20 protein-coding genes are annotated in these 25,600 nt (G+C 40.5%); 8 read left to right on the top strand and 12 right to left on the bottom strand.

Annotation, left to right across the window (positions count from 1 at the left end; genetic code table 11):
• Nucleotides 1–147: 147 nt before the first annotated feature.
• On the bottom strand, nucleotides 148–1,032 hold the full coding sequence (locus tag FTU66_RS08540; RefSeq protein ID WP_180064604.1) for a hypothetical protein: 885 nt from the start codon (nucleotides 1,030–1,032) through the stop codon (nucleotides 148–150).
• Between the two features lie 220 nt (nucleotides 1,033–1,252).
• On the opposite strand from FTU66_RS08540, the gene FTU66_RS08535 reads away from it, so the two are divergent.
• On the top strand, nucleotides 1,253–2,251 hold the full coding sequence (locus tag FTU66_RS08535; protein WP_180112639.1) for a glycosyltransferase: 999 nt from the start codon (nucleotides 1,253–1,255) through the stop codon (nucleotides 2,249–2,251).
• Nucleotides 2,252–2,496: 245 nt separating this feature from the next.
• On the opposite strand, the gene FTU66_RS08530 is transcribed toward FTU66_RS08535, so the two are convergent.
• The 3 genes from FTU66_RS08530 to FTU66_RS08520 all read right to left on the bottom strand — a co-directional run bounded on the left by FTU66_RS08530 (nucleotide 2,497) and on the right by FTU66_RS08520 (nucleotide 5,573).
• Nucleotides 2,497–2,715, bottom strand: coding sequence for a hypothetical protein (locus tag FTU66_RS08530; protein WP_179995034.1), 219 nt, complete (start codon nucleotides 2,713–2,715; stop codon nucleotides 2,497–2,499).
• 114 nt (nucleotides 2,716–2,829) lie between these two features.
• A complete protein-coding gene (aspS, locus tag FTU66_RS08525; protein WP_180112638.1) occupies nucleotides 2,830–4,614 on the bottom strand; it encodes an aspartate--tRNA ligase in 1,785 nt (594 codons plus the stop codon).
• A 209-nt stretch (nucleotides 4,615–4,823) separates the two neighbouring features.
• Nucleotides 4,824–5,573 (bottom strand): DUF4184 family protein, encoded by a 750-nt coding sequence (locus tag FTU66_RS08520; RefSeq protein ID WP_180060541.1) that lies wholly within the window; start codon nucleotides 5,571–5,573, stop codon nucleotides 4,824–4,826.
• A gap of 148 nt (nucleotides 5,574–5,721) precedes the next feature.
• Here FTU66_RS08520 and znuD point away from each other — a divergent pair, with 148 nt between their 5' ends.
• Both znuD and FTU66_RS08510 read left to right on the top strand, forming a co-directional pair.
• The gene (znuD, locus tag FTU66_RS08515) at nucleotides 5,722–7,863 is read left to right on the top strand and encodes a zinc piracy TonB-dependent receptor ZnuD (RefSeq protein WP_180112637.1); all 2,142 of its coding nucleotides are present in this window, start codon (nucleotides 5,722–5,724) and stop codon (nucleotides 7,861–7,863) included.
• Between the two features lie 105 nt (nucleotides 7,864–7,968).
• Entirely contained in the window at nucleotides 7,969–9,432 is a 1,464-nt protein-coding gene (locus tag FTU66_RS08510; protein ID WP_180112636.1) for a phospholipase D family protein, read from the top strand.
• Between the two features lie 54 nt (nucleotides 9,433–9,486).
• Here FTU66_RS08510 and FTU66_RS08505 read toward each other — a convergent pair whose 3' ends face one another.
• Nucleotides 9,487–9,939, bottom strand: coding sequence for a hypothetical protein (locus FTU66_RS08505; RefSeq protein WP_154320358.1), 453 nt, complete (start codon nucleotides 9,937–9,939; stop codon nucleotides 9,487–9,489).
• A 179-nt stretch (nucleotides 9,940–10,118) separates the two neighbouring features.
• Between FTU66_RS08505 and FTU66_RS08500 the strand changes: the two genes are divergently transcribed.
• Nucleotides 10,119–10,589 carry an RcnB family protein gene (locus tag FTU66_RS08500; protein WP_004975035.1) on the top strand — a complete coding sequence of 157 codons (471 nt, stop codon included), beginning with the start codon at nucleotides 10,119–10,121 and terminating at the stop codon, nucleotides 10,587–10,589.
• Between the two features lie 78 nt (nucleotides 10,590–10,667).
• On the opposite strand, the gene FTU66_RS08495 is transcribed toward FTU66_RS08500, so the two are convergent.
• From FTU66_RS08495 to FTU66_RS08480, 4 genes are all read right to left on the bottom strand, one after another.
• Nucleotides 10,668–11,177 (bottom strand): phosphate-starvation-inducible protein PsiE, encoded by a 510-nt coding sequence (locus FTU66_RS08495; RefSeq protein ID WP_004975036.1) that lies wholly within the window; start codon nucleotides 11,175–11,177, stop codon nucleotides 10,668–10,670.
• Between the two features lie 139 nt (nucleotides 11,178–11,316).
• Nucleotides 11,317–13,098: an acyl-CoA dehydrogenase C-terminal domain-containing protein gene (locus FTU66_RS08490; protein WP_180112635.1), complete on the bottom strand. Its 1,782-nt coding sequence runs from the start codon at nucleotides 13,096–13,098 to the stop codon at nucleotides 11,317–11,319.
• Nucleotides 13,099–13,317: 219 nt separating this feature from the next.
• Nucleotides 13,318–15,120: an acyl-CoA dehydrogenase C-terminal domain-containing protein gene (locus FTU66_RS08485; protein WP_180112641.1), complete on the bottom strand. Its 1,803-nt coding sequence runs from the start codon at nucleotides 15,118–15,120 to the stop codon at nucleotides 13,318–13,320.
• A gap of 338 nt (nucleotides 15,121–15,458) precedes the next feature.
• Nucleotides 15,459–16,085: a hypothetical protein gene (locus FTU66_RS08480; protein WP_179989978.1), complete on the bottom strand. Its 627-nt coding sequence runs from the start codon at nucleotides 16,083–16,085 to the stop codon at nucleotides 15,459–15,461.
• Nucleotides 16,086–16,220: 135 nt separating this feature from the next.
• Between FTU66_RS08480 and baeS the strand changes: the two genes are divergently transcribed.
• The 4 genes from baeS (at nucleotide 16,221) to FTU66_RS13550 (ending at nucleotide 21,242) form a co-directional block, all read left to right on the top strand.
• Complete coding sequence (gene baeS, locus FTU66_RS08475) at nucleotides 16,221–17,876, top strand: sensor histidine kinase efflux regulator BaeS (RefSeq protein WP_180112634.1); 1,656 nt, start codon at nucleotides 16,221–16,223, stop codon at nucleotides 17,874–17,876.
• Between the two features lie 20 nt (nucleotides 17,877–17,896).
• On the top strand, nucleotides 17,897–18,583 hold the full coding sequence (locus tag FTU66_RS08470) for a response regulator (protein ID WP_180112632.1): 687 nt from the start codon (nucleotides 17,897–17,899) through the stop codon (nucleotides 18,581–18,583).
• A 158-nt stretch (nucleotides 18,584–18,741) separates the two neighbouring features.
• A complete protein-coding gene (locus FTU66_RS08465) occupies nucleotides 18,742–20,130 on the top strand; it encodes a hypothetical protein (RefSeq protein ID WP_180112631.1) in 1,389 nt (462 codons plus the stop codon).
• 38 nt (nucleotides 20,131–20,168) lie between these two features.
• On the top strand, nucleotides 20,169–21,242 hold the full coding sequence (locus tag FTU66_RS13550) for a hypothetical protein (RefSeq protein WP_218949300.1): 1,074 nt from the start codon (nucleotides 20,169–20,171) through the stop codon (nucleotides 21,240–21,242).
• A 498-nt stretch (nucleotides 21,243–21,740) separates the two neighbouring features.
• Here FTU66_RS13550 and FTU66_RS08455 read toward each other — a convergent pair whose 3' ends face one another.
• The 3 genes from FTU66_RS08455 to FTU66_RS08445 form a co-directional block, all read right to left on the bottom strand.
• Entirely contained in the window at nucleotides 21,741–23,186 is a 1,446-nt protein-coding gene (locus tag FTU66_RS08455) for a YdiU family protein (protein ID WP_180112630.1), read from the bottom strand.
• A gap of 124 nt (nucleotides 23,187–23,310) precedes the next feature.
• Nucleotides 23,311–24,477 (bottom strand): acyl-CoA desaturase, encoded by a 1,167-nt coding sequence (locus tag FTU66_RS08450; protein ID WP_104852484.1) that lies wholly within the window; start codon nucleotides 24,475–24,477, stop codon nucleotides 23,311–23,313.
• Nucleotides 24,478–24,766: 289 nt separating this feature from the next.
• The gene (locus tag FTU66_RS08445) at nucleotides 24,767–25,480 is read right to left on the bottom strand and encodes a glycerophosphodiester phosphodiesterase (protein ID WP_004975054.1); all 714 of its coding nucleotides are present in this window, start codon (nucleotides 25,478–25,480) and stop codon (nucleotides 24,767–24,769) included.
• Nucleotides 25,481–25,600 lie beyond the last annotated feature (120 nt).

Genomic DNA, 25,600 nt, shown 5'->3' with positions numbered 1-25,600 from the left:
TCAACAATACAAAAAATTTCTGTAAAATCGTACATGGTAGTTAGAGCCTTTGGGTTGTGTCGTAACTTTCTAAATGGCTCTAACTACCTTTTTTTCAAGGGCTTTTCTTATCCGTAATTCGGGTTAAAATAGTTGTTTTGGTCTTATTTACTTTTTAACTGATAAGCGTATTGCATCTAAAACTACAAAATTATGTTCAACATTTATTGTATGGCAACCATCATCGTTATTATTCCATGTGGGTAAAACAACTTCTAAAAGTTGCTCTTTATATGAGGTTGGGCTAAGTTCAAGAATTTCTTTGAATTCAATATTACCACCATAACGTTTTAATGAATCTTGACTAGGACGTACAAGCTTGTTTTTATAAATAAAAGGCTTCCCAGCCATTCTGAGTTGCTGATGACCTTTGCAGACTGGATTTTGTGGGTGTTCTTGCCAGTTAGGATTTAAAATATTTTCAGTAAAGAAAATATCTAAACGGTCACCAAATTTTTTGCAGTTTCTACGTGTGGACGTCAATAAATACCACATCCCTTCATGATAAAGAGGAGTGGTATCTACAGCATCAATATTTTCAAATAAGTTTAAATGTTTTTCCCATTTTAAAGGGAAATCAGTACATTTCCATAGTTCAATAGTTTTATTAGCACTGGTTTCAGGAATCATATACCAGTCATTTTCTACCTTAAATACACAAGGATACGATAGGTGGTAGTCCAATTTTAAAATAGTTTGTGGCTTTGAGTAAGCTCCGTCTTTAAAAACCTCCAAGACTGATAAAAAACCTACGGGATGAACATCATTTACTTCTTCGAAAAATATAAAGTGTCGATCATTGTATTGGATGTAGAAGCAATCGGCAAAGGTAAATTTGTGAGGTGAGTGAATTTCAAAAAGATCTTTAAGCTGTTCTTGATTGTTAAAGGATTCATCTAACCAACCAAAACGTATATACCAATGTGAATTAAATTTTTTGGCTTGTTGATTTTGTTGAAATTTGTACCATTTCTTTAAAATTGTTCGCATCATAAAAATTAGATATATAAAACTATCTATCTAATTCTACATTAGATATTATACTTATTCAGTAAAATATTGGTGCTTAGCATGAGCTTATACATCAATAGTATCGTATTTTTTAGTCCGTATAACTTTATTTTTATCTTTATATTTCATTGTTTAGATTTTACAATTGAAATTTAAGGGATTTCTGAAAGTACTATAGTCATAGGGAAATTTAGGAAGACAGATGAGGATTCTTCATACACTGCATTGGGTTCAATTTGCTGGCACAGAAAAAGTCTGTGTTGATTTGTGCAATGAGATGGTCAAAGAACATCAAGTTTATCTTTTAAGTCAGGAGGAAATTCGTCCTTATTTGAATGATGAGGTACATCTAATTGAATTTGATTTTGAGAAGAATCGTTATAACCCACTATTTTTGTATCAAACGGCTAAATTATTAGAAAAAATATCTCCAGATATTATTCATTGCCATAATACAAAAGAAATTGAGATTATGAAATATGCGCAAATTTTTTTGACAAAAAAAATTCCAATTATTGCTACAAAACATACATTACAATATAAAAAAAAATACAATCTTGCGGATTTATGTGTCGCTATTTTAGAGGATACCAAACAGCTTTTGAAGCAAGAGTCGATCATTATCAAAAATGGTATGACATACCAACCACCTACTAAAATTTCTCGCCCTGACAAGTTTTATATTGTACTAGTGGGTCGTTTAGATAAAATGAAAGGTTTTGATATTGCAGTTGAATCTCTTGCATTACTTAATTTTGAGTTCGAATGTCATATTTTTGGTCAAGGTGAAGAACAAGAAAATTTGCAACAGCAGATAAATAGGCTTAAATTGCAAGACAAAGTTTTATTAAAAGGCTTTAGTAATCATATTAATGATGTGTTGTATAGTTGTGACTTACAAATTATTCCATCCCGTTTTGAACCTTATGGGCTTGTCGCTATTGATGCTATTTATTATGCTCCACTAGTGATTTCCTCTCACACAGGGATTAGCGAACAAATTTTGCCAGAGGTATTAAAATTTGAGAATAATCCACAATTCTTATCAGATAAAATAACTGAAGTTTATAATAATTATGATAATTTTATTTATATATTTGATCAAATAAAAGCGACTAAGGACTGTTTTAGTATTGAAAAAATGGCCTCTAGTTATTTAGATGCATACCAAAAACTAATTAATAGCTATTACCCTAATTGAAAAGGTAACCTAATAATGGAGTCATTGATTTAAGTAGTAGACCTCTTGCGAAAGTATAGTTTTATGTAATTTTTGAATTGGCTAAAACCTCATAAAATATAGCTTTTGGCTGCTTAAAATTTGACTAACACAAGAAGTCTAGTATTCGGGTTATATAAATTTTAATACGAAAATCTAAAGTAACAGCTTTAAACTCTGTTAAATTAGACTAGAATCTAATTTTGATCTATTAAAGTCTATATTTATTATTGTTTATCCGAATTCCCCGCCAACACCATATAAATTAGTCCCACAAAAATCACAAATGCACCGCCAATAGAACTTAAGCTAAAGTACAAAATACGGTCATTGGTGTCTAAGGCAAACAGGTTATTGGCCAGAATATAACGCATGAATAACCATTGAGCGACAGCAAATACAATTAGCATAATGCCACGATTACGAACTGCAGGACGCATAGCCATAGTAACGCTCAACTCAAAATTCAAAACGAAGCGCTATTATGCCACTAGCTTAGCTTTATCTCAATTCATAAAAAACCCTGCAAATTTGCAGGGTTCTTCTCACATTCTCAAAACTTATTCTTGAGATTCTGCTTTTGGTTTTTCACGTAAACGAATACCCAAATCACGCAATTGAGTCGCCTCAACTGGTGCAGGTGCTTGAGTCAATGGACATTCAGCTGTCTTGGTTTTCGGGAAGGCAATCACATCACGAATAGACGAAGCACCTGTCATCAACATCACCAAACGGTCTAAACCAAATGCCAAACCACCGTGCGGAGGCGCACCGTATTTCAATGCATTCAACAAGAAGCTGAATTTCTCTTCGGCTTCTTCTTCTTCAATACCTAAAGCTTCAAAAATCGCTTTTTGCATTTCTAAAGTATAAATACGCAGTGAACCACCACCAATTTCAGTACCGTTCAACACCATGTCGTACGCGACAGATAAAGCTTCACCTGGGTTGCTTTTCACATCTTCAATGCTTGATTTTGGCAAAGTGAATGGGTGATGCACAGAGGTCCATTTACCATCATCAGTTTCTTCAAACATCGGGAAATCAACAACCCAAAGTGGTGCCCATTCGCAGGTTGCAAGGTTCAAATCGTGACCGATTTTGACTCGAAGTGCGCCCATCGCATCGTTGACTACTTTGGCTTTATCTGCACCAAAGAACACGATGTCGCCATTTTCAGCACCTACACGTTTTAATAGATCAAGCACGATTGGCTCAATAAATTTCACGATTGGAGATTGTAAGCCTTCAATGCCTTTTTCAAGTTCATTGACTTTAATATACGCCAAACCTTTTGCACCATAGATGCCTACAAATTTGGTGTATTCATCAATCGCGCTACGTGGCAATGAACCCGCACCAGGCACACGAAGCGCGACAATACGACCTTTCGGATCTTTCGCTGGGCCAGCAAATACTTTGAACTCAACGTCTTGCATCAAGTCAGCAACGTCTACCAATTTCAGTGGGATACGCAAGTCTGGCTTATCAGACGCATAATCACGCATCGCTTCTGAATACGGCATACGTTGGAATTTGTCGAATTTCACGCCTAGAAGTTCATCGAACATCTTCACGGTCATGCCTTCCATCAAATCCATAATATCATCGTCACTCATGAACGATGTTTCAATGTCGATTTGAGTAAATTCTGGCTGACGGTCTGCGCGTAAATCTTCGTCACGGAAACATTTAGCGATTTGGTAATAACGGTCAATACCACCCACCATCAACAATTGTTTAAATAATTGTGGAGATTGTGGCAGAGCATAGAAGCTACCGTTAGATACACGGCTTGGTACTAAATAGTCACGCGCACCTTCAGGCGTTGCACGTGTTAAAATTGGTGTTTCAACATCCAAGAAACCATGATCGTCTAAATAGTTACGAATTAGGTTGGTGACTTTAGAACGGAAACGTAAGCGATCTAACATTTCTGGACGACGGATGTCCAAGAAACGGTATTTCAAACGAATTTCTTCTGAAATGTTGGTATTTTCATCGTTCAATGGGAACGGAGGCGTTTCAGATGCTGCAAGAACTTCAATTTCCTTGCCTAAAACTTCAATTTGTCCACTGACCATATTGGCATTTTCTGTGCCTGCATAGCGACGACGTACACGACCTGTGATTTTTAATACAAATTCTGAACGTGCTTTGTCTGCAGTTGCAAATGCTTCTGGAGTGTCTGGGTCAATTACGACTTGCACAAGACCATCGCGGTCACGCATGTCTAGGAAAATTACACCACCGTGGTCACGACGACGGTGTACCCAACCACACAGGGTCACGGTTTGATCAATTTGAGCTTCGGTTAAAGAACCGCAATAATGAGTTCGCATCATAGCGTTAAAAATCCAACTATATGGGTTAAGGAAGCGAATACGTAAACAGCGCACCGCCTTTAGCAAAGGTAGGATTATGCCTCTTTGGGCATGTGGCTACAAGAACCTGCTGCAAAAACAGTGGGTTTTTACAAGGAATGTGTCTGAAATAGGATAATGCAGCAAGATTCAGGATAAAGTGATGAGCTTTGACTTTATTTTATCTACCCTTACCGATCCAAAAACAAAAATAACAGACAACCTAAACTGAACATGAGTAATGCCCCTTGGCTAAACTCATTGATGGCGCGTCCCGTAAAATAATATAGTTCGGCTTGCCAAGTCGCATCGGGGATATAACGCGCATAATCCCAAAGTGAAAAACCACCACATACAATCGACAAGATAATTAGGCCGATGGCATAAACGCGAATTTTAGTGCTTACAGAACTGAGCTGTCGATGCTTGCGATAATAATGCAGGCTCATACATAACAAAAAAGGCAGCGCCAAAATAGAACTGCCAATTTGCAGTATGCGATGCATCGGATAAATACCTGTGCCTAATTGTACCGATTGCGCTAAAAAATCCTGAAAGGCAAAACTACGAAAGTCGTGATGGGTTAAACCATCCCAAATTAAATGGGTGGCATTGCCAATCAGTAAGGCCAGAATCAAGCCACATACAAACCCAAGTACAGATTTTATCGTGTTTAGATTTAACGGGTGATGCACGCCCACAAAGCGATACAATGCAGGGCGATAGAGCAAATACCACAGCGCACAAAAGACAAGACCCAATAATAAATTTGGATACAGCAATGCTGACCATAAATGTGGAGTGGGATCATGACGCAAAGTAAACAGACGGTGTAAATCTGGCAACATCGTACCTATAGCGAGTGCAGCGATAGGCAGACGTTGTCCTGAAAGCTTGGCGAGTGGTGGGGCAAGTACCGCATGTGAGAGCGTAAAGGGCATACCAATTCAAAGTAAATAATATAAAAAATCAGAATAAATTGTGATGAATAGCTTAATTGAGAATACAGAGTAACAATGTTTTTTATTGCAATGTTAATGAAATGTTATATTATAACATCAATTATTTTTACTAATTTGAGCATGGGTCATGTCGTTCCATAAAAATTTAATAACACTTTCCATTTTTTCAGTGCTGACACCTGCAGCATTTGCCAATACTGAAAGCAGTAGTACACAACTGGAAACTATTCAGCTACAAGCACATCCTTTGGTGCAAACTGCAGCAGATTTTGCAGTAGCAGATCATGTGATTGATCAGAAAACGTTGGCAGAGCGGAGTACCACTATAGGTGATGCAATGTCAGATGAGCTAGGTGTATATTCCAATCAATATGGCTCAGGTTCTAGCCGCCCTGTGATTCGTGGACAAGATGGCCCTCGGGTTAAAGTGCTGCAACATGCTTCAGAAACTGCCGATGTTTCTACCCTTTCACCTGACCATGCCATCACTGTCGATCCAATTTTAGCCAAGCAAGTTGAAATTATTCGTGGCCCATCAACATTACTTTATGGTGCAGGAACGGTTGGTGGCTTAGTTAATGTGACCGATCAAAAAATTCCAACTCAAATGCCAAATAATGGTTTAGAAGGACAGGTAGGTTTACGTTACAACACGGGTAGCGATGAAAAGCTAGCGAGTGCGGGGGTAACTGCAGCACTCAGTGATCAATTTGCGCTGCGTATTGAAGGTTCAAAACGTAAAGCCAATGATTACATTACCCCAAACTATTGGGTAGAGCATCATCATACAGAAGTACATGTTGAACCAGATGGCTCAACCCATACACATGAACATGAAGAGTTGGTAAAAGAACGCCGTGTAGACAATACCTTTGCCGAAGGCCAAACGGTGAATATTGGTGGATCATGGATTCATGATCGTGGTTTTGTAGGTGTGTCATACAGTAACCGTCAAGACAAATATGGATTGCCAGGGCATAGTCATGAATATCATGATTGCCATCCACATGGGAATAAATTGCATTGCGGAAGCCACGACCCTGCACCACAACCAGATCCACATGACGAACACGAACATGCACATGGTGGCCCGTGGATTGATTTGGAATCACACCGTTATGATTTGCGTACTGAGCTTGATCAGCCCTTTGCTGGCTTTGAGAAACTGCGTGCGCATGCCAGCTTTACCGATTATGAACATGATGAATTAGAAGAAAACAAAGTCATTAGTAACTTTAAAAGCAAAGGCTATGATGCGCGTTTAGAGTTGGTGCATCAACCTATTGCGGGTTGGGAAGGTGTGTTTGGTACCCAGTATAGCCAGCAAAAAATTGATTTGACCGGACAGAAAGAAAAACATGGCGATCATTTTCATGAAAGCGTACCTATGCCAGATACCAAAACGCAAAAATATAGTTTGTTCGGTTTAGAACATAAACAATTTGGCGATGTGCATGTTGAACTTGGTGCACGGGTTGAACATCAAAAAATTGATGTCGATGCTCAGAAAAAAGATTATTCAGATACAGGTGTATCTGCTTCTGCCGCAGCCAACTGGCAGTTTGCACCGAACTATAAACTATCCCTTACAGGTTCACATCAGCAGCGTTTACCATTGGCGCAAGAGCTTTATGCAAATGGCATCCACTTTGCAACAAACACTTATGAGCGTGGCAATGCAAATTTAGATGTGGAAAAATCGAATAATTTAGAACTTGGTTTGCACTATGAAGCTGACAAACTGGATTATTCGTTGCATGTCTATCATAACTGGTTTGATAACTATATTTATGGTGCAACCACCGACCATATAGAAACTTTCCGTTTAATTGATTATCAACAAGACAAAGCCAAGTTTTATGGTACAGAAGCTAAGCTAGGGTATCAGATTAGCCCTGATTATAAACTTAGTGTGTTTGGTGATTATGTGCGTGGTGAAATTGACAATCAAAACGCACCACGCGTACCTGCAGGGCGTTTAGGGACTAAAGTAGATGCCAACTTTGCCGACGGTTGGTCGGGTATGGCGGAATATTATCGTGTCTTCAAACAAGACAAGGTTGCTTATTTAGAGCAAGAAACAGCAGGCTATAATATGGTCAATGTTGGTGTGGCTTATGCGGGCAACTATGCCAACAAACAAGATTACCGTGTGTATTTTAAAGCCAACAACTTGCTCGATGATGAAGTGTATTCACATACATCGTTCTTGTCGAATATTCCACAAGTGGGTCGTAACTTTACAGTCGGCGTGGAATTTGGCTTCTAAAATTCAATTTGCCTTGAGCAGGATGTCTGCGTGAAAACACAGAAATCCTCTTGAAAATCCAAACAATTAAACCTAGTCTGAGCGCATCGGACTAGGTTTTTTGTTATGCGTATCTTTCAGCGAATTCATCAAAAATTGAATTGGTCGCCTCGGGCGTATGTGGGACTTATTATAAGTTTTCTGGCTTTAGGTTATTTGGCGTCTGCGACCTACCACAGCTTAAAACCATTGCCCGAAGGGCTGAATTACACTGGAAAGTTACGTCATGCGCCTATTAAATTTATTGCCGATCAGACCTATATCGACGCGCAAGGTGTTCAGCAACAACAGCATCAAATTTTTAATGAAATTTTAGAGCTGGTTGATGCAGCACAAAGCACCATTGTATTGGATATGTTCTTGTTTAATCCTGAAGTGGGAACATCTAAACAGCAGCATCAGCCACTGACACAGCAACTCACCGATGCTTTAATTCATAAACGTCAGCTGCAGCCAAATATTGAAATCAAAGTCATTACTGATCCCATTAATTCGGTATATGGTGGCATTGCACCTGAACATTATCGTCAATTGCGTCAGGCAGGTATTGATGTGATTGAAACAGATTTAACCCCGCTGCGCGCATCGAATCCTTTGTGGTCGGGGTTTTGGTATCTCTGCTGTCAGGGCATTCCAAATAATGCTGAAAAGGGTTGGCTACCCAGTCCTTTCGGCAAAGATAAAATTACCTTACGTAGTTATTTCAGCTTGCTTAATTTTAAAGCCAACCATCGTAAAACCATGGTGGTCGATACCGCCGAAGGCTGGAAAGCATTGGTCACGTCGTTTAATCCACATGATGGCAGTTCACGTCATTCTAACAGCGCTTTATTGGTGACGGGCAATACCGCAGTAGATGTGTTGCAAACAGAACAAGCCGTCGCGCGTATGTCGCAGGGCAATCTGTCTGGGGTGATTGTGGGGGAGTTTGAGGCAGATTCGTCTTATCCTCAAGTGCAAGTCATCACTGAACAAGCCATTTTAGAGGGCAGTTTGACACTGATTCGGCAGACCAAAGCGCAAGAACATCTGGATTTGGCGATGTTCTATTTATCGGAGCGACAAATCATCAAGGCACTGATTGCTGCACAGCAACGTGGCGTACAGGTGCGGGTATTACTCGACCCGAATAAAGATGCTTTTGGACGTGAAAAAAATGGCATTCCAAACCGACAGGTGGCGGCAGAATTACATGCTGCAGGGGTGAAGGTACGTTGGTGTAATACCCAAGGTGAGCAATGCCACAATAAAATGCTGATGAAATCGAATGCCACACAGGCTGAGTTGATTTTAGGTTCTGCTAATTTCACCGCACGTAATTTAAAAAACTATAATTTAGAAAGCAACTTGCGTGTGGTCGGACAGGTGCAAGACCCTGTATTTCAGGATGCTCAACACTATTTTAATACCGCATGGTCAAACCTTGAGGGTAAAAATATGAGTCTGGATTATGCAGTCTATGCCGATGAGTCGAAGTGGAAATATGCGTTGTATCGCTTTATGGAGTGGAGCGGTTTATCGACATTTTAGTTTCCCTCATCCCGACCTTCTCCCTGAGGGAGAAGGGGGTGTCAGAACCTAATATTACTTCTCGGGATTTGGCGGCACCATTTCATCCAAATCTTTATCACTCATTTGATCTAACTCGGCAATATCGGTTTTGATTTTCCATTGTGCTTCATCATCCACAGGATTCGGTAAACGCGCTTCTAACCAATCACAAACCACATCTGGGCTAAATTCTGGATGGTTGCATTGAATTACCCACGATAAAAAATCTTTGGCTTCACCATTCATATACGGTGGTGGTGAAACAGGTAAGAATTGAGTCGGCAAGCGCTCATCTCTGGAAATATAATTCAGCACATGTCCCAATTCCTGCACAGTTTGCCATGCCAACGGATGTTCTACATCAATTTGAAATTTGAACCACCATGCATGCTGACCGTCTGAACCATAAGCGTCTACACGGGCTTGCTGTACACTCGGAACTTTGCAGAAAAACTGATGAAGGCGGTCAAAATTTAATTCAGGCACGAGGTTTCATCCAATTTCAAAAAAAATGTATCTTAGCATAGGGGTTGGAGATATTTCATAAATGGCGAGCCGTGTCGGTGAAATCTGCGGAGACGAAAGTTTAAAATTGCTGTTTTTTTATTCATTGTTTATCCTTAATTTGAGCTTAGAATAAAAATATGAAAATAGGAGTGCTAGATATGAAAGTGGCGATTTTAACTGCATTGAGTGGCATGCTATTTTTAGGTGTGTCGATGCAGAGCTTGGCCGAAACCAATCGCTGGGCAGGATATACAGGCGTCAATACACAGCGTGATCAGCATCGTCCTTATTCGCCACAACATCGTCCTGCTTATCCGCAGCATCGACCTTATCATTCACAGCAACCCTATTCCTATCCACCACATTATCCATACCATCAACGACCTGTGCCGCAGTGGGGGCAGCCCACGATTCGTAGTGGCATCAATATTCAATACAATGCGCCAAGTACTGTGCAATATAACCACCAAAGTTACAGTTGGGTAAATGGTGAGCCAAGTAGCGCACATATTGAAAGTTCGACCTATCGTGTGGTGACCGACTGGCAGCACTTGGGTTTACCCGCTCCGCCACGAGGTATGTACTGGATTTTTGAACATGGGCGTTATGTGTTGGTGGCAAATCGTTGAGAAAAAAGTGAAATCATAGAGATCAATGCTTCTAGATATTGAATATCTAGAAGCATTTTTTTGACCTATTTTAGATTTTTACGCCAATTCATCATCTTCTGGGCGAGGGGTTTTGCCTTGTGCTAAAGGCTTTTCACTGTGCTTGTCTCGAATAACGGAAGGGTAATGCCAAGATGCAAAACGCACCACTAAAATTGCAGCGGCTAAAATTAAAATTGAACCAGTAATAATCACTAAGTCGAGATCAGCTTTATGGTCGTGTTGAATATCTGAAATTAGCAAACGGGTTAGTGCGGTAATGGCAATATAAATTAAAAAACGCACAGGCATGTGATTGGTTTTAAAATAAATACCCACCATTGCACCTAGTTCTAAATAGATAAAAAGCAATAAGATGTCATCAATAGTGGCATATTGTTTGATGGTGAAAATATCAATTACCGTATGTCCAGCAGACCAAATGACCATACAGCCAATGATAAAGAGCGCAAGATAATGAAAACTTTCTACAGCCCAATTGCCATATTTGTCTAATAGGCTTTCAACTGCTTGAATATTTTTATCTATTTTTGAACGACGTACTGCCATTTTCACCTCCTGTTTAAGTATGGATATTCAGACTTCAACAAAGGTGATGCAAATTTCATGCACAAATTAGAATAGGGATATAAAATTTAGTATAAAAAAACGCCTGATGATTCAGGCGTTTTTGCAGATACTGTATGAATTAAGACTGGTTGGTGAAGTAATCTTCACTGAAGTTCATTACCACTTCTGCACCCGCTTTCACTTTGGTAATGCGTAAAGCCAGTTCTGGCAAAATACGTTGTACAAAGTACAGTGCCAATGACAATTTGTTTTGATAGAACTCACCCTCTTTTTGCTTGGCTGCATTGGCAATGCGCGCAAACATATATGAGAAGCTGAGCAAACCTACCGCATGTAAATAATCAACCGCTGCTGCGTTCGGGAAATCTACATTTTCTTTGGCTGCATTTAAAACGTATTGAGTCACGGATTCAACTTCAGTCGCTGCATCTAAAGTTGCATCTTTAATGAAGTTGAGGTCTGCATCTAAACCATTGGTGAAATCACGGATTTCTGCAATGTATTCTGCAATAAATTCGCCATTACATTTAATGGTTTTACGACCAATCAAGTCTTGCGATTGTACGCCGTTGGTGCCTTCATAAATTTGGGCGATACGTAAATCACGAACACATTGCTCCATACCCCATTCACGGATATAACCATGACCACCGAAGACCATTTGTGAATCAATTACAGCGTTAAATGCAGTATCGGTTAAGTAGGCTTTGGCAATTGGAGTTAACAATGCAACACGGTCATTGGCTTTTTTCACAACTTCTGCATCGGTAGAGAATTTAGTGATATCCAGTTGCTGACCCACGTAAACTGCAAATGCACGAGATGCTTCATTATTGGCACGTGCATTGAGCAACATGCGACGAACATCACCATGAACTAAGATGCTATCCGCAGGTTTGCTTGGAGATTTAACACCAGAAGCACTACGACCTTGTAAACGATCAGTCGCATATTGAGCTGCATTTTGGTAAGCAAATTCAGAAGCACCAAGACCTTGGATACCCATTGATAAACGTTCATAGTTCATCATCACGAACATGGCTGCAAGACCTTCATTTTCTTTACCGACCAAGAAACCCTTCGCACCGTCAAAGTTCATCACACAAGTCGCAGAGGCTTTAATGCCCATTTTGTGTTCGATTGAGCCTGGGGCTACAGGGTTGCGTTCACCCAATGAACCATCTTCATTCACCAAGAATTTTGGCACGATGAATAAAGAAATACCGCGTGAACCTGCAGGAGCGTCTGGTGTTTTCGCTAAAACTAAGTGAATGATGTTTTCTGCGAGGTCGTGATCACCACCTGTAATAAAGATTTTAGTCCCTGTGATGTTGTACGTACCGTCTGCATTTGGTTCTGCTTTGGTTTTAATAATCCCGAGGTCTGTTCCTGCATGTGGTTCAGTCAAACACATGGTACCTGACCACTCACCTGAGTAAATTTTAGGTAAATAGGTTTCTTTCTGTTCTTGTGATGCATAACTGCTTAATGCCATGCCTGCACCGACAGATAGCAGTGGATACAACATGAAGGATGGGTTGGTGGCAAACAGCATTTCATCTGACAATACTGTCAGCATTTTTGGCATGCCTTGACCACCCCATTCTTCATCTGCGCCTAAACCAATCCAGCCGCCTTCGGCATATTGTTTAAATGCTTCTTTAAATCCAGCAGGTGTGGTGACTTCGCCATTGTTATAGGTCGCGCCTTCTTCATCACCGCTACGGTTAATAGGCAACGTCACATTTTGGGCAAATTTTGCCATTTCTTCCAAAATTGCTTCAGCCGTTGCAGCATCAAGGTGAGCGAGGTTTTCATTGTTTTGCCAGAATTGTTCTGCATTGAATACATCATTTAAGATGAATTTCATATCGGCAAGTGGGGCATTATAAATTGGCATGTGAGTTCACCTGTTTATTGTTTGAATCTTGATTCGTTGAGTTCAGTGTAATCTACAATTGTGAATGTTGTAGACCACTAAAGCGAAAGAATGCTTTATTTATAAAGAAAAAGGACTGTCAATGCTATGACCGTCCTTTCTCAATTTCTGTACTCAAGAGTACAACATTTTGAATATCCCGCTAAATATGTTCAATATTTAGCGAGTTTCAATTTTCGCTTAGAAAGCAAAGTGTTCAGCATCTAATGCAAATAGTGGCTCTACACCTGTTGCAATCACGTCTACGTGTGAGCGAACACGTGGCAAGATTTTCTTGAAGTAGAAACGTGCAGTCGTCACTTTAGCATTATAGAAGTCTACATCGGTTGTGCCTGCTGCAAGTGCTTCTTGAGCGACCAATGCCATACGTGCCCATAGGTAAGCTAGTGTTACATAACCAGAGAAGTACATGTAGTCTACTGCTGCAGCACCTACTTCCTCAGGGTTTTGCATTGCACGCATACCAATTTGCATGGTCAAATCGCCCCATTCTTTATTGAGCGCTGCGAGCGGTTCAACAAATTCTTGCATTGCTGCGTTGTCTTTGTTGGCTTCTGCAAATTTATGGATGATTTTGGTGAAGTCTTTCAACATTGCACCTTGTGTACCCAAAACTTTACGACCTAACAAGTCGAGTGCTTGAATTTCAGTTGTACCTTCGTACAAGCATGAAATACGTGTATCACGCACAATTTGTTCCATGCCATGCTCAGAAATGAAGCCATGACCACCGAAGACTTGTACACCATGTTTTGCAGATTCAGAACCTGTTTCAGTTAAGAATGCTTTTGCAATTGGCGTCAATAAAGACAAGATGTTGTCAGAGTATTTACGCTCTTCTTCGGTTGCACCTTGTTCAACGATATCTGCGTGTAGAGACAACAGATACACTAGTGCGCGACCACCTTCAGCAAACGCTTTTTGAGTCAATAGCATATTGCGTACAGCAGGATGCACAATAATTGGATCTGCTTCTTTTTCAGGAGCTTTCGGACCAGAAAGTGAGCGCATTGCTAAACGGTCTTTGGCATAAGTCAACGCACCTTGGAAAGAACCTTCAGATGCTGCAAGACCTTGTACCGCTGTACCGATACGTGCAGTGTTCATGAACGTGAACATGCAGTTTAGACCACGGTTTTCAGGGCCAATTAGGAAGCCTTTCGCGTTATCAAAGTTGATCACGCAAGTCGCGTTACCATGAATCCCCATTTTGTGTTCGATTGAACCACAGCGTACGCCGTTGCGCTCGCCTACAGAACCGTCAGCATTGAGGTTGAATTTTGGCACGATGAATAAAGAGATACCCTTAGTACCTTTAGGTGCACCAGGAAGACGAGCAAGTACAATGTGGATAATGTTCTCTGCCATGTCATGTTCACCAGCAGAGATAAAGATTTTCTCGCCAGAGATTGCATAGCTGCCGTCTGCTTGTGGTTCAGCTTTGGTACGGATAATACCCAAGTCAGAACCTGCGTGAGATTCGGTTAAGCACATGGTGCCTGTCCATTCACCAGAAACTAGTTTTGGTAAATAAGCATCTTTTTGTTCTTGAGAACCATGGTGTTCTAAAGTACGTACTGCGCCGTGCGATAAACCAGGGTACATGCCCCAAGCCCAGTTTGCAGTACCAACCATTTCAGAAATAACGTTACCTAAAGAAACAGGTAATGCTTGACCACCGTATTGTTCTTCAGCTGAAAGTGATGGGAAACCGAGTTCGATATATTTTTGATACGCTTCTTTAAAGCCCGTTGGTGTAGTCACCACGCCATCATTCCAAGTACAACCTTCACGGTCACCGTTTTGGTTGATTGGAGAAAGTTCATTTTCACAGAAATCTGCTGCAGCTTCCAAATATTGGTCAACCAATTCACGGCTTACGTTTTCTTGGAATGCAGGTAATTTTGCATAGTGATCTTCGGCATTTAATAATTCATGCAAAACGAATTGCATATCACGTAAAGGCGCTTTGTATTGTGGCATATCGGTTTCCTCAATACTGGTTTGACCAGCGTTATATTTTAAATGGATTTCAGCACATGCCTTCTCAGACATGCTATGTTGGAATGGTTGTAATCGTGCAACATCTTCTAATTCGGTACAAGCATCTGCATAGCATTTCTTGGTGACTGCAAAGTCAAAGATTTTTATGTTGAAATGGCTAAGTTGTTTGAGTGTAAACAGTTTTGCTGAATTTGAAATGATACAAATAGTCAAAAAGCGTAAAGAGATATGTCTAAGTGAAGTGGATAAAAAGGTAAATAAAAAGGCACTCAATCGAGTGCCTTAGAGTCGTGTAAGTGTGTGCTCACCTGAATGCATTAGCGCGAAGTAGGTGATATTCTCATTTGTTGCATAGGTTGATTCGGCTGAAAACGAACCAAGCATTGTCCCTTGAGTTGTAGTTCGCCCAGTTTCACTTGAACGTGTTGTCCATGCATTTTTCCTTCACAGGCAGCACGCATGGCCTTTTGATGCGCTTGATGTTGTGCTAATCGTTGATCGTACCGTTTGGTCATTTCAGCACGTTGCGCATCGGTCAGCATTTCACCACGTTGTTGCATACGCGGCATTTTTGCACGCATGGCTTGGTGTTGTTGCATCGCATATTGGCGATGTTGTTTAAATGACTGGCGATCAGGCTGGAAACGCATCGTACAGGTACCTGCGAGTGTTTGATCACCTACTTTTAATTGTAGATTTGTACCTACTGCTTTGTTGTCACAAGCCTGTTGCATCTGCCCACGAAATGCGCGGTGTTCTGCACGCATGGCACGATATTGCTCGCGTTGTTCAGGACTGAAGCGTTGTCCATCTTGAGCATAATGTTGTTTAAACATACGTGTTTGTTGTCGTTCGGTCAGATCATTACTGGTTTGGCATGCAGTTAAAATCCCCATGCCCAAAACACTTGCCCCAAGTAATGCGATTTTCGTCATCTGTTTCATCTTCAAACTCCCCAACCTGCTTTTAACTTCACTCAGTTAAGATTAAATAATAAAGATGAAGAAACAATGGAGAGTTTTTTCTAGCACTGTTGGTTACAATGCTCAAAATCAATAAGAAAAGCTGAGATTGCGCTTTTGAAAATTCGCCGTATACCCATCGCATTACGCCTGTTCTTAACAGTGCTGCTGACGACCTTGCTGATTACCACGGTCAGCTTGGGGGTATTGCATGTCAATATGCAGCGAAACTTCAGCAAATATGTGGCCGATGTCGAAATGCAAAAGCTGGACTTGCTCACTCAAAACTTGGCAGAAGTCTATGCGGTATATCACGATTGGGGCAACGCCATTCAGGCGCAAATTCTCCAAATTGAAGGTGAGGCTGCACCCGATGATTATGACCGTTTATCGCGGTGGTGGTTGCGCCGTCAGTATGACATTGCCTTGCAGCAGCGTTATTTTCAGGAACACACCCTCGCCAATGTAAACCCAAGTGTGGTCGAGCCTGATCTAGCTAAACGACAAGCCAATGCCGCAGAACTTCGCTGGTTAGAACTGAATTTACCTTCACAGTTTCAGCCATTTGAAGGTTTGGTCTTTCCTTTAAGTGCCAATCAAAATGCTTTCCGTCCTGATCGTAAAAATGAAGGACACCAAAACGCGACAGAATCATCTGGAAAAAAACAATTTATTTCGATGCCTGACCGTTTAGGCTTGAGTTCACGCTTATCTTTATATGATGCACAGCGGCAATTTGTGGTAGGAGAGCCTGCTGAAACTCAAATTTCTTATCGTCCAATTATGGTCAATGAAAAAGTCGTGGGCTATTTAGGCTTAAAACCTGTGTTAGATCAGGAAGATGCTTTAAGTATTAACTTTTTTAGTAAGCAAACCCGTTATTTATTATTGGTTTATGCTTTAAGTATTTTGGCGAGCTTGATTGCTGCATTGTTATTGGCGACCTATTTTAAAAAACCGATTCAGCGTTTGTTGAATGGTACACGTGAATTGACCAAAGGGCATTATCAGCATCAGGTCACGGTCAATCGTAATGATGAATTGGGTGATTTATCTACCGAGTTGAATCATTTGGCGGTGATTTTAGATCAACATGAAACTTCACGTCGTCAGTGGGTGGCTGATACTTCGCATGAATTAAAAACGCCATTGGCGGTGTTGCAGGCGCAAATTGAAGCCATGCAAGATGGTATCCGCAAAGCCACACCAGAGCATTTGGCTGCGATGATGCATCAGGTCAATAGTCTGAAAAAACTCACACAGGATTTATCGGAATTGGCGCAAGCCGAAGCCATGCAGCTGAAATGCTATTTCTCGAGCATTGATCCATGGCAAGTGATTGAGCAGGAAATCGAAAGCTTTAAGCCGAAATTTGAGCAGGCTCAGTTGGACTTGATCGTGTCGGGTGAAGGCACGCAATTACAATTGGATATAGACCGTTTTAAACAAATTATGCTCAACTTGCTCAGTAATAGTATTCGCTATACTGAAGCAGGTGGGCAGGTGCATATTCACACCGGTCAAAGCGCAACAGAATGGACAGTGTATGTAGATGACAGTCCGTTTGGTTTAAGTGATGAACAATTGGCACGTTTGGGTGAGCGTTTTTATCGTGCCGATGATTCACGTACACGCGCCACAGGTGGGACAGGTTTAGGTCTGGCTTTATCGGTCAAAATTGCCAAAGCATTGGGCGGAGAGTTAAGTTTTGCACATTCACCATTGGGTGGTTTACGTTGCAAATTAAGCTTTCCTAAAACAATCAAATCTTGAAGGACTTTAAGGAATCGTGCATGAAACATATCTTGCTGGTTGAAGATGAAATTGAACTTGCCCAATTGGTGCGAGATTATTTAGAAGCTGCTGGTTTTGAAGTCAGTATGTTTCATGATGGGCAAGAAGCTTATGACAGCTTTTTGCAGCGTAAACCGAGCTTGATGATTTTAGACTTGATGATTCCGCGTATGGATGGTTTGACCATTTGCCGCAAAGTGCGTGAACAGTCTGATGTGCCTATTATTATGGTCACGGCACGTACTGAGGAAATTGATCGGGTGCTAGGTTTGAACATGGGCGCAGATGATTATGTATGTAAGCCTTTTAGCCCGAAAGAGTTGGTGGCTCGTGTGCAGGCAGTGTTGCGCCGTCTTGAGCGTAAAAATGAGCCAGAGAGTAATGATTTATTCCGTATGGATAAAGCGCAGCAGCGTATTTGGTATCAGCAAAAAACCTTGAATTTGACCCCAACCGAATTCCGTTTATTGGAATTGTTTTTAGAGCATGTCGGGCAGGTGTATTCACGTGCGCAATTGCTAGATCATATTAACCCTGACAGTTTTGAAGTGGCAGATCGTGTAATTGATAGCCACATTAAAAACTTGCGCCGTAAAATTTCTGAAGCTGCCGAAACAGGTAATAGACATGAGTGGATTCAGGCTGTGTATGGTGTAGGTTATCGTTTTGAATATCCTGATGAGTAAAAAAATATAAGCTCTTTATTAATAAAGGGCTTATATTAAATAATCGATTGTCATTATAAATATAACTAGATATGATTATAAAAAACCAAAAAATGGTTTTATAAAATCCTAAATTAAAGAATTTAGATAACAATTTTCCTTAAAAAAAGGGGGGTAGAATGTTTAAGAAAACATTGTTAGTTTTAGCTTGTTCAGCCATTTTAACTGCTTGTGGTGGAGGCGGTGATTCATCGTCGAATAATGGTGGTAATATTCCTGAAAATCCAGCTGTTCCAGCATCAGACCTGGATAAGGCAAAGCAATTGGTAGATACAACAAATACGATTATTAGTTATTTTGATAGTTTCGATGGGCTTCAATCACAATATCAGCCGACATTTGATGCAATTAGTGATGCTGGCAGTGATATTGGGAATGCTAGTAGCTTGATTTTGACTTTGGCTTCATTAGCGCAACAAGCTGCAAACGGTTCAACCCAAGAATATAATGCAACTGAGTTAGAGGCTTTATTAAAAGAAGATTCAACCTATGGTCAGTATTCCCCTGATTATGAATTGAGCAATAATACGTTAAAAGTGAGTGTAAAGCCTGATTCTGTGACTGTAACAGGGGGAGTTACAGCTAAATATTGGACAGATTATGTTTGGGACTCTAAAACACAAACATGGCATGACGTTTTTGGTAATGAAACTACTGTGGCTGTAACCAATCTGAAACTTGAAGCACCATTCTCGGCATCTCAATCAACTTACGATTTTAAATTGGTTGCTGGTGGGAAAATTGCGACCAAGAATGTCCTGAGTAAGAAAGAGGCAATTTTGGCGTTCAATAGTGATAGTACTGCTCAAGTTGTTTATAACAATGCGAAAAAACTTGATGATCGTTCTAGTGACCAAGCACCTAAGACTGCACAATTTAAGTTTGAGAATATTGTATTGACTGCTTTAGGTACAGGTGCAGAGTTGAGCTTAACGGAGTTTTCAAGCAAGGCGACACAAGTTCAGTTTAAAGATAGTTTAAGCACCTCTACAGAAATTATTCCGACTGAACTGAACTTAAAAGGTAAGGCAGTTGCTGGAACTGAGAACCTTAACCTAGAGGCAAGCATTAAATTAAACAATGATTTGTCAAAACAGATTGATGTGACTAATGGTGAAACTGCTGCTGCATTTATCAATGCGGACCTGAATGTGAAACTCAGTGGTAATGTCAAAGGTGGCGGTACCAGCATTAAACCATTTAGTATTGATTTAACTGCTAAACGTAATGAGTACCAGAAAGGTACAGCAACGATTAAGGTCGCTGTGGATAAAGATGCGCTAACGGCTGACTTTAAAACAGATAACCTGATTACAAAAGATCAACCTGTGGTGTGGGCAAAACTGTCTCATGCCAATGGTGCTTATGTTGAAATTGCTGATCTTGACAAGTTTACTTCAGCAGAGATTAAAGTGGGTAACACCCCATACGCTACAGTAAGCAAAGTGTCAGATAATGTATATTCTGCAAAATTCACAGATAATACCGTTAAAGCAATTGCACCATAATCATAAAAAGGAGAGGGGGAGTAAATCCCCCTTTTTATATGCTCAAAAAAAGTCTAGCTGTATTGGGAATGCTAATGCCTTTCTATTCCAATGCCCAGGAAAAAATCTATTATCAAGTACAGGCAGATGTATATAGTGAACCTTTGTCGATTCACGCATTTACAGATGATTGGGATGACCCAAACTTTAAATCGGGAAAAAATGCGTTTGCCCATGGCCTAATGCAGTTGGGTATTAAACAGGGTCAATGGGATTTTAGCTGGATTTGGCGTTATGATTATGTACTACGTTTTAGTCCAGACACTGCAAAATTATATTATCAGATCAAAAATGAAAAATTGATTGATGCCAATACTCAATATAATTTGCAACTAGAGGCACAGCATATTGATACGGTTGGGTCACGATTTGCATATACCTGGCAACTTTCACCTAACTGGAATGTAACTACAGGGGCAACAGCATTAATTGGCCGACATTATGCTGATGGTCAGGTGAATGCTTTGGCGAAAACCACAGATCAGGAACAACTTATGGATCGTGTGAAGTGGCTTAATGGTCAAATTGACTATAGTTATGACCAGCCAGCATTAAAAGAAGACAAAATGGGCTGGAATGAGCGAGCGAATCATGGATATGGTTTTGCATTTGATACTTCATTACAAGGGACCATTGCGAATCACTGGAAAGTAAATATCAATATTCAAGATGCTTTGGCTTATTTATATTGGCAAGATGCACCCTACACCCAATATCAGATTGCTTATGATCAGGATAAGCGTCCACGATTTGATATTCAGGGACAATTTAATAAGTATCATCAATATACGCAGAAACTGCCTTTTAAAATTTATACTGATCTAAATTATCAGTCAGATCAGAATTGGCGTTTAGGTATAAGTTCAATCAGCAATCAATATAGTAGTATTTGGCAATTGAACGCTTATTGGGATAAAGGTGTAGAATGGGGAATCCTTTTTGAACCTCAGACCCATGCTTTAGGCTTATCAGTACAGCATCAAAATTTTGGCTTGAAATATATTGCAGATGATCTAAATACCAATCAGGCCAAGAGGATGGGCGCTCAATTGTTTGCCCAGTATCAATGGTAAAATTTATTCATTATATTTTTAAATTGTCTTCTGCAAAAATCAAAATCCAGTGCTGTTTATTCATGTGCTAGTCCGCACGAATATAAGGATAAAAATCACTTAACATCACACCATGCTCAGGCTGAACTTTCAAGTTGATGATGGCATGACCATTTAAATGCAGACTTATAGCTAAATACTTAATTTATCATCACACCTAAAACCATAAAATGATGTTTTACAGATTTTTCCATGTGCTAGTGTTTTTAAAATTTACATATAGCATAAATACTTTATCGAAAACTTTATGCACCAAACAGCCATCACCAAAAGGTTCGCTCAGGCTAATCCCAGGCAGTTATGTTGCAACACTTGCTGCAATTTGATGCAGTGATGACGGTGTTTGTGCCACTTATTTTCTCCTAAAAAGTTTATCCTGTGGATAACCACAGCTTTTTCCACAGAAAATGTGTATAACTTTGCTGGAATTCTAAACGTCCTTTGGCGAGTGCATCAGTATTAAGATGAACAACTCACCATCACTTCTGGCACATCACTTGGCAAAGGCGCTAAATCTTCAGGTGTTTCCAATGCTGTTTGCTGAATATACGGCTGGCTGAGCAAGTTAAATAAACGCTCAACTTCTGAAAAATCATCACGCTCTGCTTGCTCAATCGCCTTTTGTGCCATGTGATTGCGCAAAATATAGTGAGGGTTTACCTGTTGCATTGCAGCATCTAAATCATCGGTGTCTTGATATTCACGAATCTGTAAATACTGCGCTAAAAAGCTTTCCCACTGACGACGATCCAAACAATCATCCAGTATTTCTGTGTATTGTTTATTTTGTAGGCGGATAAAGCTTTGGGTGTAATCCAGTTGCTCACTTTGCAAAATGCGTAAGAAGTTGGTAGCGCAGTCAAAACTGTCTTTGTGGAAACTTGGTAGTCCCATTTTTTCACATAAACCAAGTTTGTAATGCTCTAAAAAAGTCGGTTCAAAATGCTCTAAACATGCTGCCAGTGCTTGTTTCCAGTGTTCTTTCTGATCTGGGTTTTGTTCAAGCGGAATTAAATTGTTCAACCAAACCCACAAATTCCAGTGTGCCACACTCGGTTGTTGTTGGTAGGTATAACGTCCTTGATAGTCCGAATGGTTGTTGATCCAGTTGGGACGAAAACGCTCCATAAAGCCATAAGGGCCAAAATCGAGTGTTGAACCTGTAATATTTAAATTATCGGTGTTCATCACCCCATGCGCAAAACCGACCAATTGCCATTTGGCAATCATGACAGCGGTACGTTGAATAACTTGCGTAGCAAAGGCGAGTACAGGCTGTTCGGCTGCCAAGCATTCTGGATAGTGCCATTCGATACACTTTTGCACAAACTCTGGCAGTAATTCAGGTTGATACTGATTGATCCATTCAAAATGTCCCAAACGAATATGACAGTCTGATGTGCGTAATAGCATTGCACCAAGTTCTAATTTTTCACGTTGTACACCTTGAGTAGATGAGGTAAATCCAACTGCATTGCTTGATGGCACACCCAGCGCATTTAAAGCATGACCTGCCAAATATTCACGAATCACTGAACGTAACACGGCACGTCCATCCCCCATACGTGAATAAAGCGTTGCACCTGCACCTTTTAAATGAAGATCAATTGTACGTTGTTGTGTGTCCAAAACTTGCGCAATAAGTAAACCGCGTCCATCGCCCAATTGACCTGCCCACTGACCAAATTGATGTCCCGCATAGACCATTGCCAAAGCAGGAAATTCTTTAAACGTGGTTTGTCCGCTGCAAATTTCAACCCATTGTTGTTGTTCCTCTGCTGTCCATTGCAGTTCTTTTGCCAATGCAGCATTAAAGTGTCCTGCTTTTGCACCTTTTAAAGGTAAAGGCTGCTGCATGTGATAAAGACGGGCGGGCAGGGTCGGATAACGTGGATTAAATTGCATGATGATGAAGCGCTTGGCACAAAGTGAGTTTCACTATAGCAAACTTGGACTTTAAAAACTGTAGCCTAACAATGCAGAAAGCCCTGAACAGGTCAGGGCTTTCGCAGTGCATCAGAACAGAGGTTTATTCAGATACAGGGTTCTTTTTTAGGTTACGCATCAGCAAGTTCAATGTTTCACGATGGTGTGAAAGACGCTGTTCAACCAACTGGAATTCAACTTTTAATTTGTCATCCATTTGGTGAATTTTTTCAGCTACAGACGCTTTTTTCGCCTGAATTTCTTGCTCTTTTAACTTTGCCCAATCGTTCAGGGTTTGGGTAAAGGCATCATATTCTTGCGCAAGACGGCTTTTAACTTGACCAATGTCATCATTTACATTGTGACCATAAACTGCCAAGTCTTGCTCTGCATATTTAAAACGCATCGCCAATTCTGCTTTTTTAATATTAAAGCTTGGAATACGACGCAAGTTTTTCGCTAAGCCCAACTTTGAGCATGTCCAAATTAACCATTTGGTTGGGTCATATTGCCACCATTTTACGCCATTACGATAATCGTACTGGAAAATATGGTGATAGTTATGATAGCCCTCGCCCCAAGTGGCAATTGCTAACCAGAAGTTATCACGCGCGGTGTTTTCGTCAGTATACGGACGCGAACCCCACATGTGGCACAGCGAGTTAATAAAGAAGGTAACATGGTGGCTTAAAATCAGACGCATTAAACCGCCCAATAACAACACGCCCCACATATCGCCTACAGCCCAACCAATTGGCACCAAAATGCCAACGTGAACTGCAATCACGAGCGGAATATAGTATTTGTGTTGGAACATCACCAACTTGTCATTTAACAAGTCTGGCGCATTTTTAAAGTTTGGCTCTGCGGCAGGATAGTCGCGTAACATCCAGCCCATGTGCGCAAACCAGAAACCATTATTAATTGAATACGGGTCTTTTTCGACATCATCGACATGGCGGTGATGGGTACGGTGACCTGAACCCCAGAACAAAATACTGTTCTGAACGGCAAATGTTCCCATAATCATTAAAATGATTTTCAAGGGAAGGGTAGCTTCATAAGCACGGTGTGCCCATAAACGGTGATAACCTGCTGTAATACCCAAGCTACTTACGCCAAGTAATACAAACATGCTGATCCAAGCGGCTAAGCTAAAATCATGGTGATAGGCATACCAAGGAATCGCGATCACTGCAACAATAGGTAAGAAAACCAGTGCAAAGATGGCAATCCAGTTGATTGGGGCTTTGGGTAAGGGAGCATTCATCTCCAACAGCACTCCTAGAACCTTGGGAGGTATAAATGGACGCTTAATCCGTTATAACGCTATGACCGATCTATAGATTGAAATCATAGTATTAAATTTTTTAGGGATTAATTTTTTCGCATATTAGCATGAGCGTATTCACGATCACAGCATTATTGTACAGTTGTATTGTACTGGGTGGTAACAGAATATAATGGTATCTGCGAGATTTTACGGAAATATGATATACGGTAGCCAAACAAGCACGATAAATCATTTATTTATTCATCAATATGCTTAAGGTTACCGCTTACAAGTGTTGCATCATCAGTTTAGGATAATCGGTAATTAAACCCTGAATCCCTAAATCTTTAAGCTGTTTGGCGCGTTCAATCTGGTTGACTGTCCAAACGCTGATATTCAGTTTGGCCTGTTGTGTGGCTTGAATGAGCGCACCGGTTGCGAGTTCGTTCATCCAACCAATTTGGCAACAACCTAATTCTAAAGCCTGATCAATGGCTTGATATTGCAGATCATCTTCAACCAATAAACCGCGTTTAAAGCGTGATTTTTGTTGTTGCAAAGCCCAGTGAATTTTCGGATCAAAACTGGTGATGATGGCGTTGTGTTCAAAACCCTTCAAATGTTGCTCTAAACTTTGGGTAATTTTTTCGGCAGCGGCATGCGAGTTGACCGCTTTGACTTCTACTTCAATATGATCAAAATTTTGAATAATGGTCATGGTTTGATTGAGTAGGGGCGTGGTTTCGACTTTATTCCAGTCCGACCACATCACCGCATGATTGTAATGGTTTAAATCTTCCAGACTACATTCATACAGTGCTTTGTCTTGTCCTGTGGTGCGAATGAATTGATCATCATGCATAACCACTAAGGCATTGTCTTTGAGTTGACGCACATCAAACTCAACCGCTCGAATGCCAATATTTTGAATATATTCAAAACCACCGAGTGTGTTTTCAGGCGCTTCGCCACGCGCACCACGATGACCAATTATGCGCATAATGTGCCCATGAATTGAAAGTTTGCTTTCATTTTGCAAGTACGACGTGACAAAGAGATGACATTTCTTATTTTGGTCGGATGGTGTGAAATTTCAAGCAGCATCCGACGTGATTTTTTA

The organism is Acinetobacter sp. YH12131 (genome assembly GCF_013418635.1).
Lineage (GTDB): Bacteria > Pseudomonadota > Gammaproteobacteria > Pseudomonadales > Moraxellaceae > Acinetobacter > Acinetobacter towneri.
The sequence above is the reverse complement of the archived record's forward strand: the minus strand, read 5'-3'. Positions and strand labels throughout refer to the sequence as shown.

What these genes read in the sequence shown, in the direction of transcription:
- FTU66_RS13550 (WP_218949300.1), top strand. Translation starts at nt 20,169, where the DNA reads ATGCTCAAAAAAAGTCTAGCTGTATTGGGAATGCTAATGCCTTTCTAT.
- FTU66_RS08470 (WP_180112632.1), top strand. Translation starts at nt 17,897, where the DNA reads ATGAAACATATCTTGCTGGTTGAAGATGAAATTGAACTTGCCCAATTG.
- FTU66_RS08520 (WP_180060541.1), bottom strand. Translation starts at nt 5,573, where the DNA reads ATGCCCTTTACGCTCTCACATGCGGTACTTGCCCCACCACTCGCCAAG.
- FTU66_RS08500 (WP_004975035.1), top strand. Translation starts at nt 10,119, where the DNA reads ATGAAAGTGGCGATTTTAACTGCATTGAGTGGCATGCTATTTTTAGGT.
- FTU66_RS08530 (WP_179995034.1), bottom strand. Translation starts at nt 2,715, where the DNA reads ATGGCTATGCGTCCTGCAGTTCGTAATCGTGGCATTATGCTAATTGTA.
- FTU66_RS08450 (WP_104852484.1), bottom strand. Translation starts at nt 24,477, where the DNA reads ATGAATGCTCCCTTACCCAAAGCCCCAATCAACTGGATTGCCATCTTT.
- FTU66_RS08495 (WP_004975036.1), bottom strand. Translation starts at nt 11,177, where the DNA reads ATGGCAGTACGTCGTTCAAAAATAGATAAAAATATTCAAGCAGTTGAA.
- FTU66_RS08485 (WP_180112641.1), bottom strand. Translation starts at nt 15,120, where the DNA reads ATGCCACAATACAAAGCGCCTTTACGTGATATGCAATTCGTTTTGCAT.
- znuD (WP_180112637.1), top strand. Translation starts at nt 5,722, where the DNA reads ATGTCGTTCCATAAAAATTTAATAACACTTTCCATTTTTTCAGTGCTG.
- FTU66_RS08540 (WP_180064604.1), bottom strand. Translation starts at nt 1,032, where the DNA reads ATGATGCGAACAATTTTAAAGAAATGGTACAAATTTCAACAAAATCAA.
- FTU66_RS08510 (WP_180112636.1), top strand. Translation starts at nt 7,969, where the DNA reads ATGCGTATCTTTCAGCGAATTCATCAAAAATTGAATTGGTCGCCTCGG.
- FTU66_RS08445 (WP_004975054.1), bottom strand. Translation starts at nt 25,480, where the DNA reads ATGCGCATAATTGGTCATCGTGGTGCGCGTGGCGAAGCGCCTGAAAAC.
- aspS (WP_180112638.1), bottom strand. Translation starts at nt 4,614, where the DNA reads ATGATGCGAACTCATTATTGCGGTTCTTTAACCGAAGCTCAAATTGAT.
- FTU66_RS08490 (WP_180112635.1), bottom strand. Translation starts at nt 13,098, where the DNA reads ATGCCAATTTATAATGCCCCACTTGCCGATATGAAATTCATCTTAAAT.
- FTU66_RS08455 (WP_180112630.1), bottom strand. Translation starts at nt 23,186, where the DNA reads ATGCAATTTAATCCACGTTATCCGACCCTGCCCGCCCGTCTTTATCAC.
- FTU66_RS08465 (WP_180112631.1), top strand. Translation starts at nt 18,742, where the DNA reads ATGTTTAAGAAAACATTGTTAGTTTTAGCTTGTTCAGCCATTTTAACT.
- FTU66_RS08480 (WP_179989978.1), bottom strand. Translation starts at nt 16,085, where the DNA reads ATGAAACAGATGACGAAAATCGCATTACTTGGGGCAAGTGTTTTGGGC.
- FTU66_RS08535 (WP_180112639.1), top strand. Translation starts at nt 1,253, where the DNA reads ATGAGGATTCTTCATACACTGCATTGGGTTCAATTTGCTGGCACAGAA.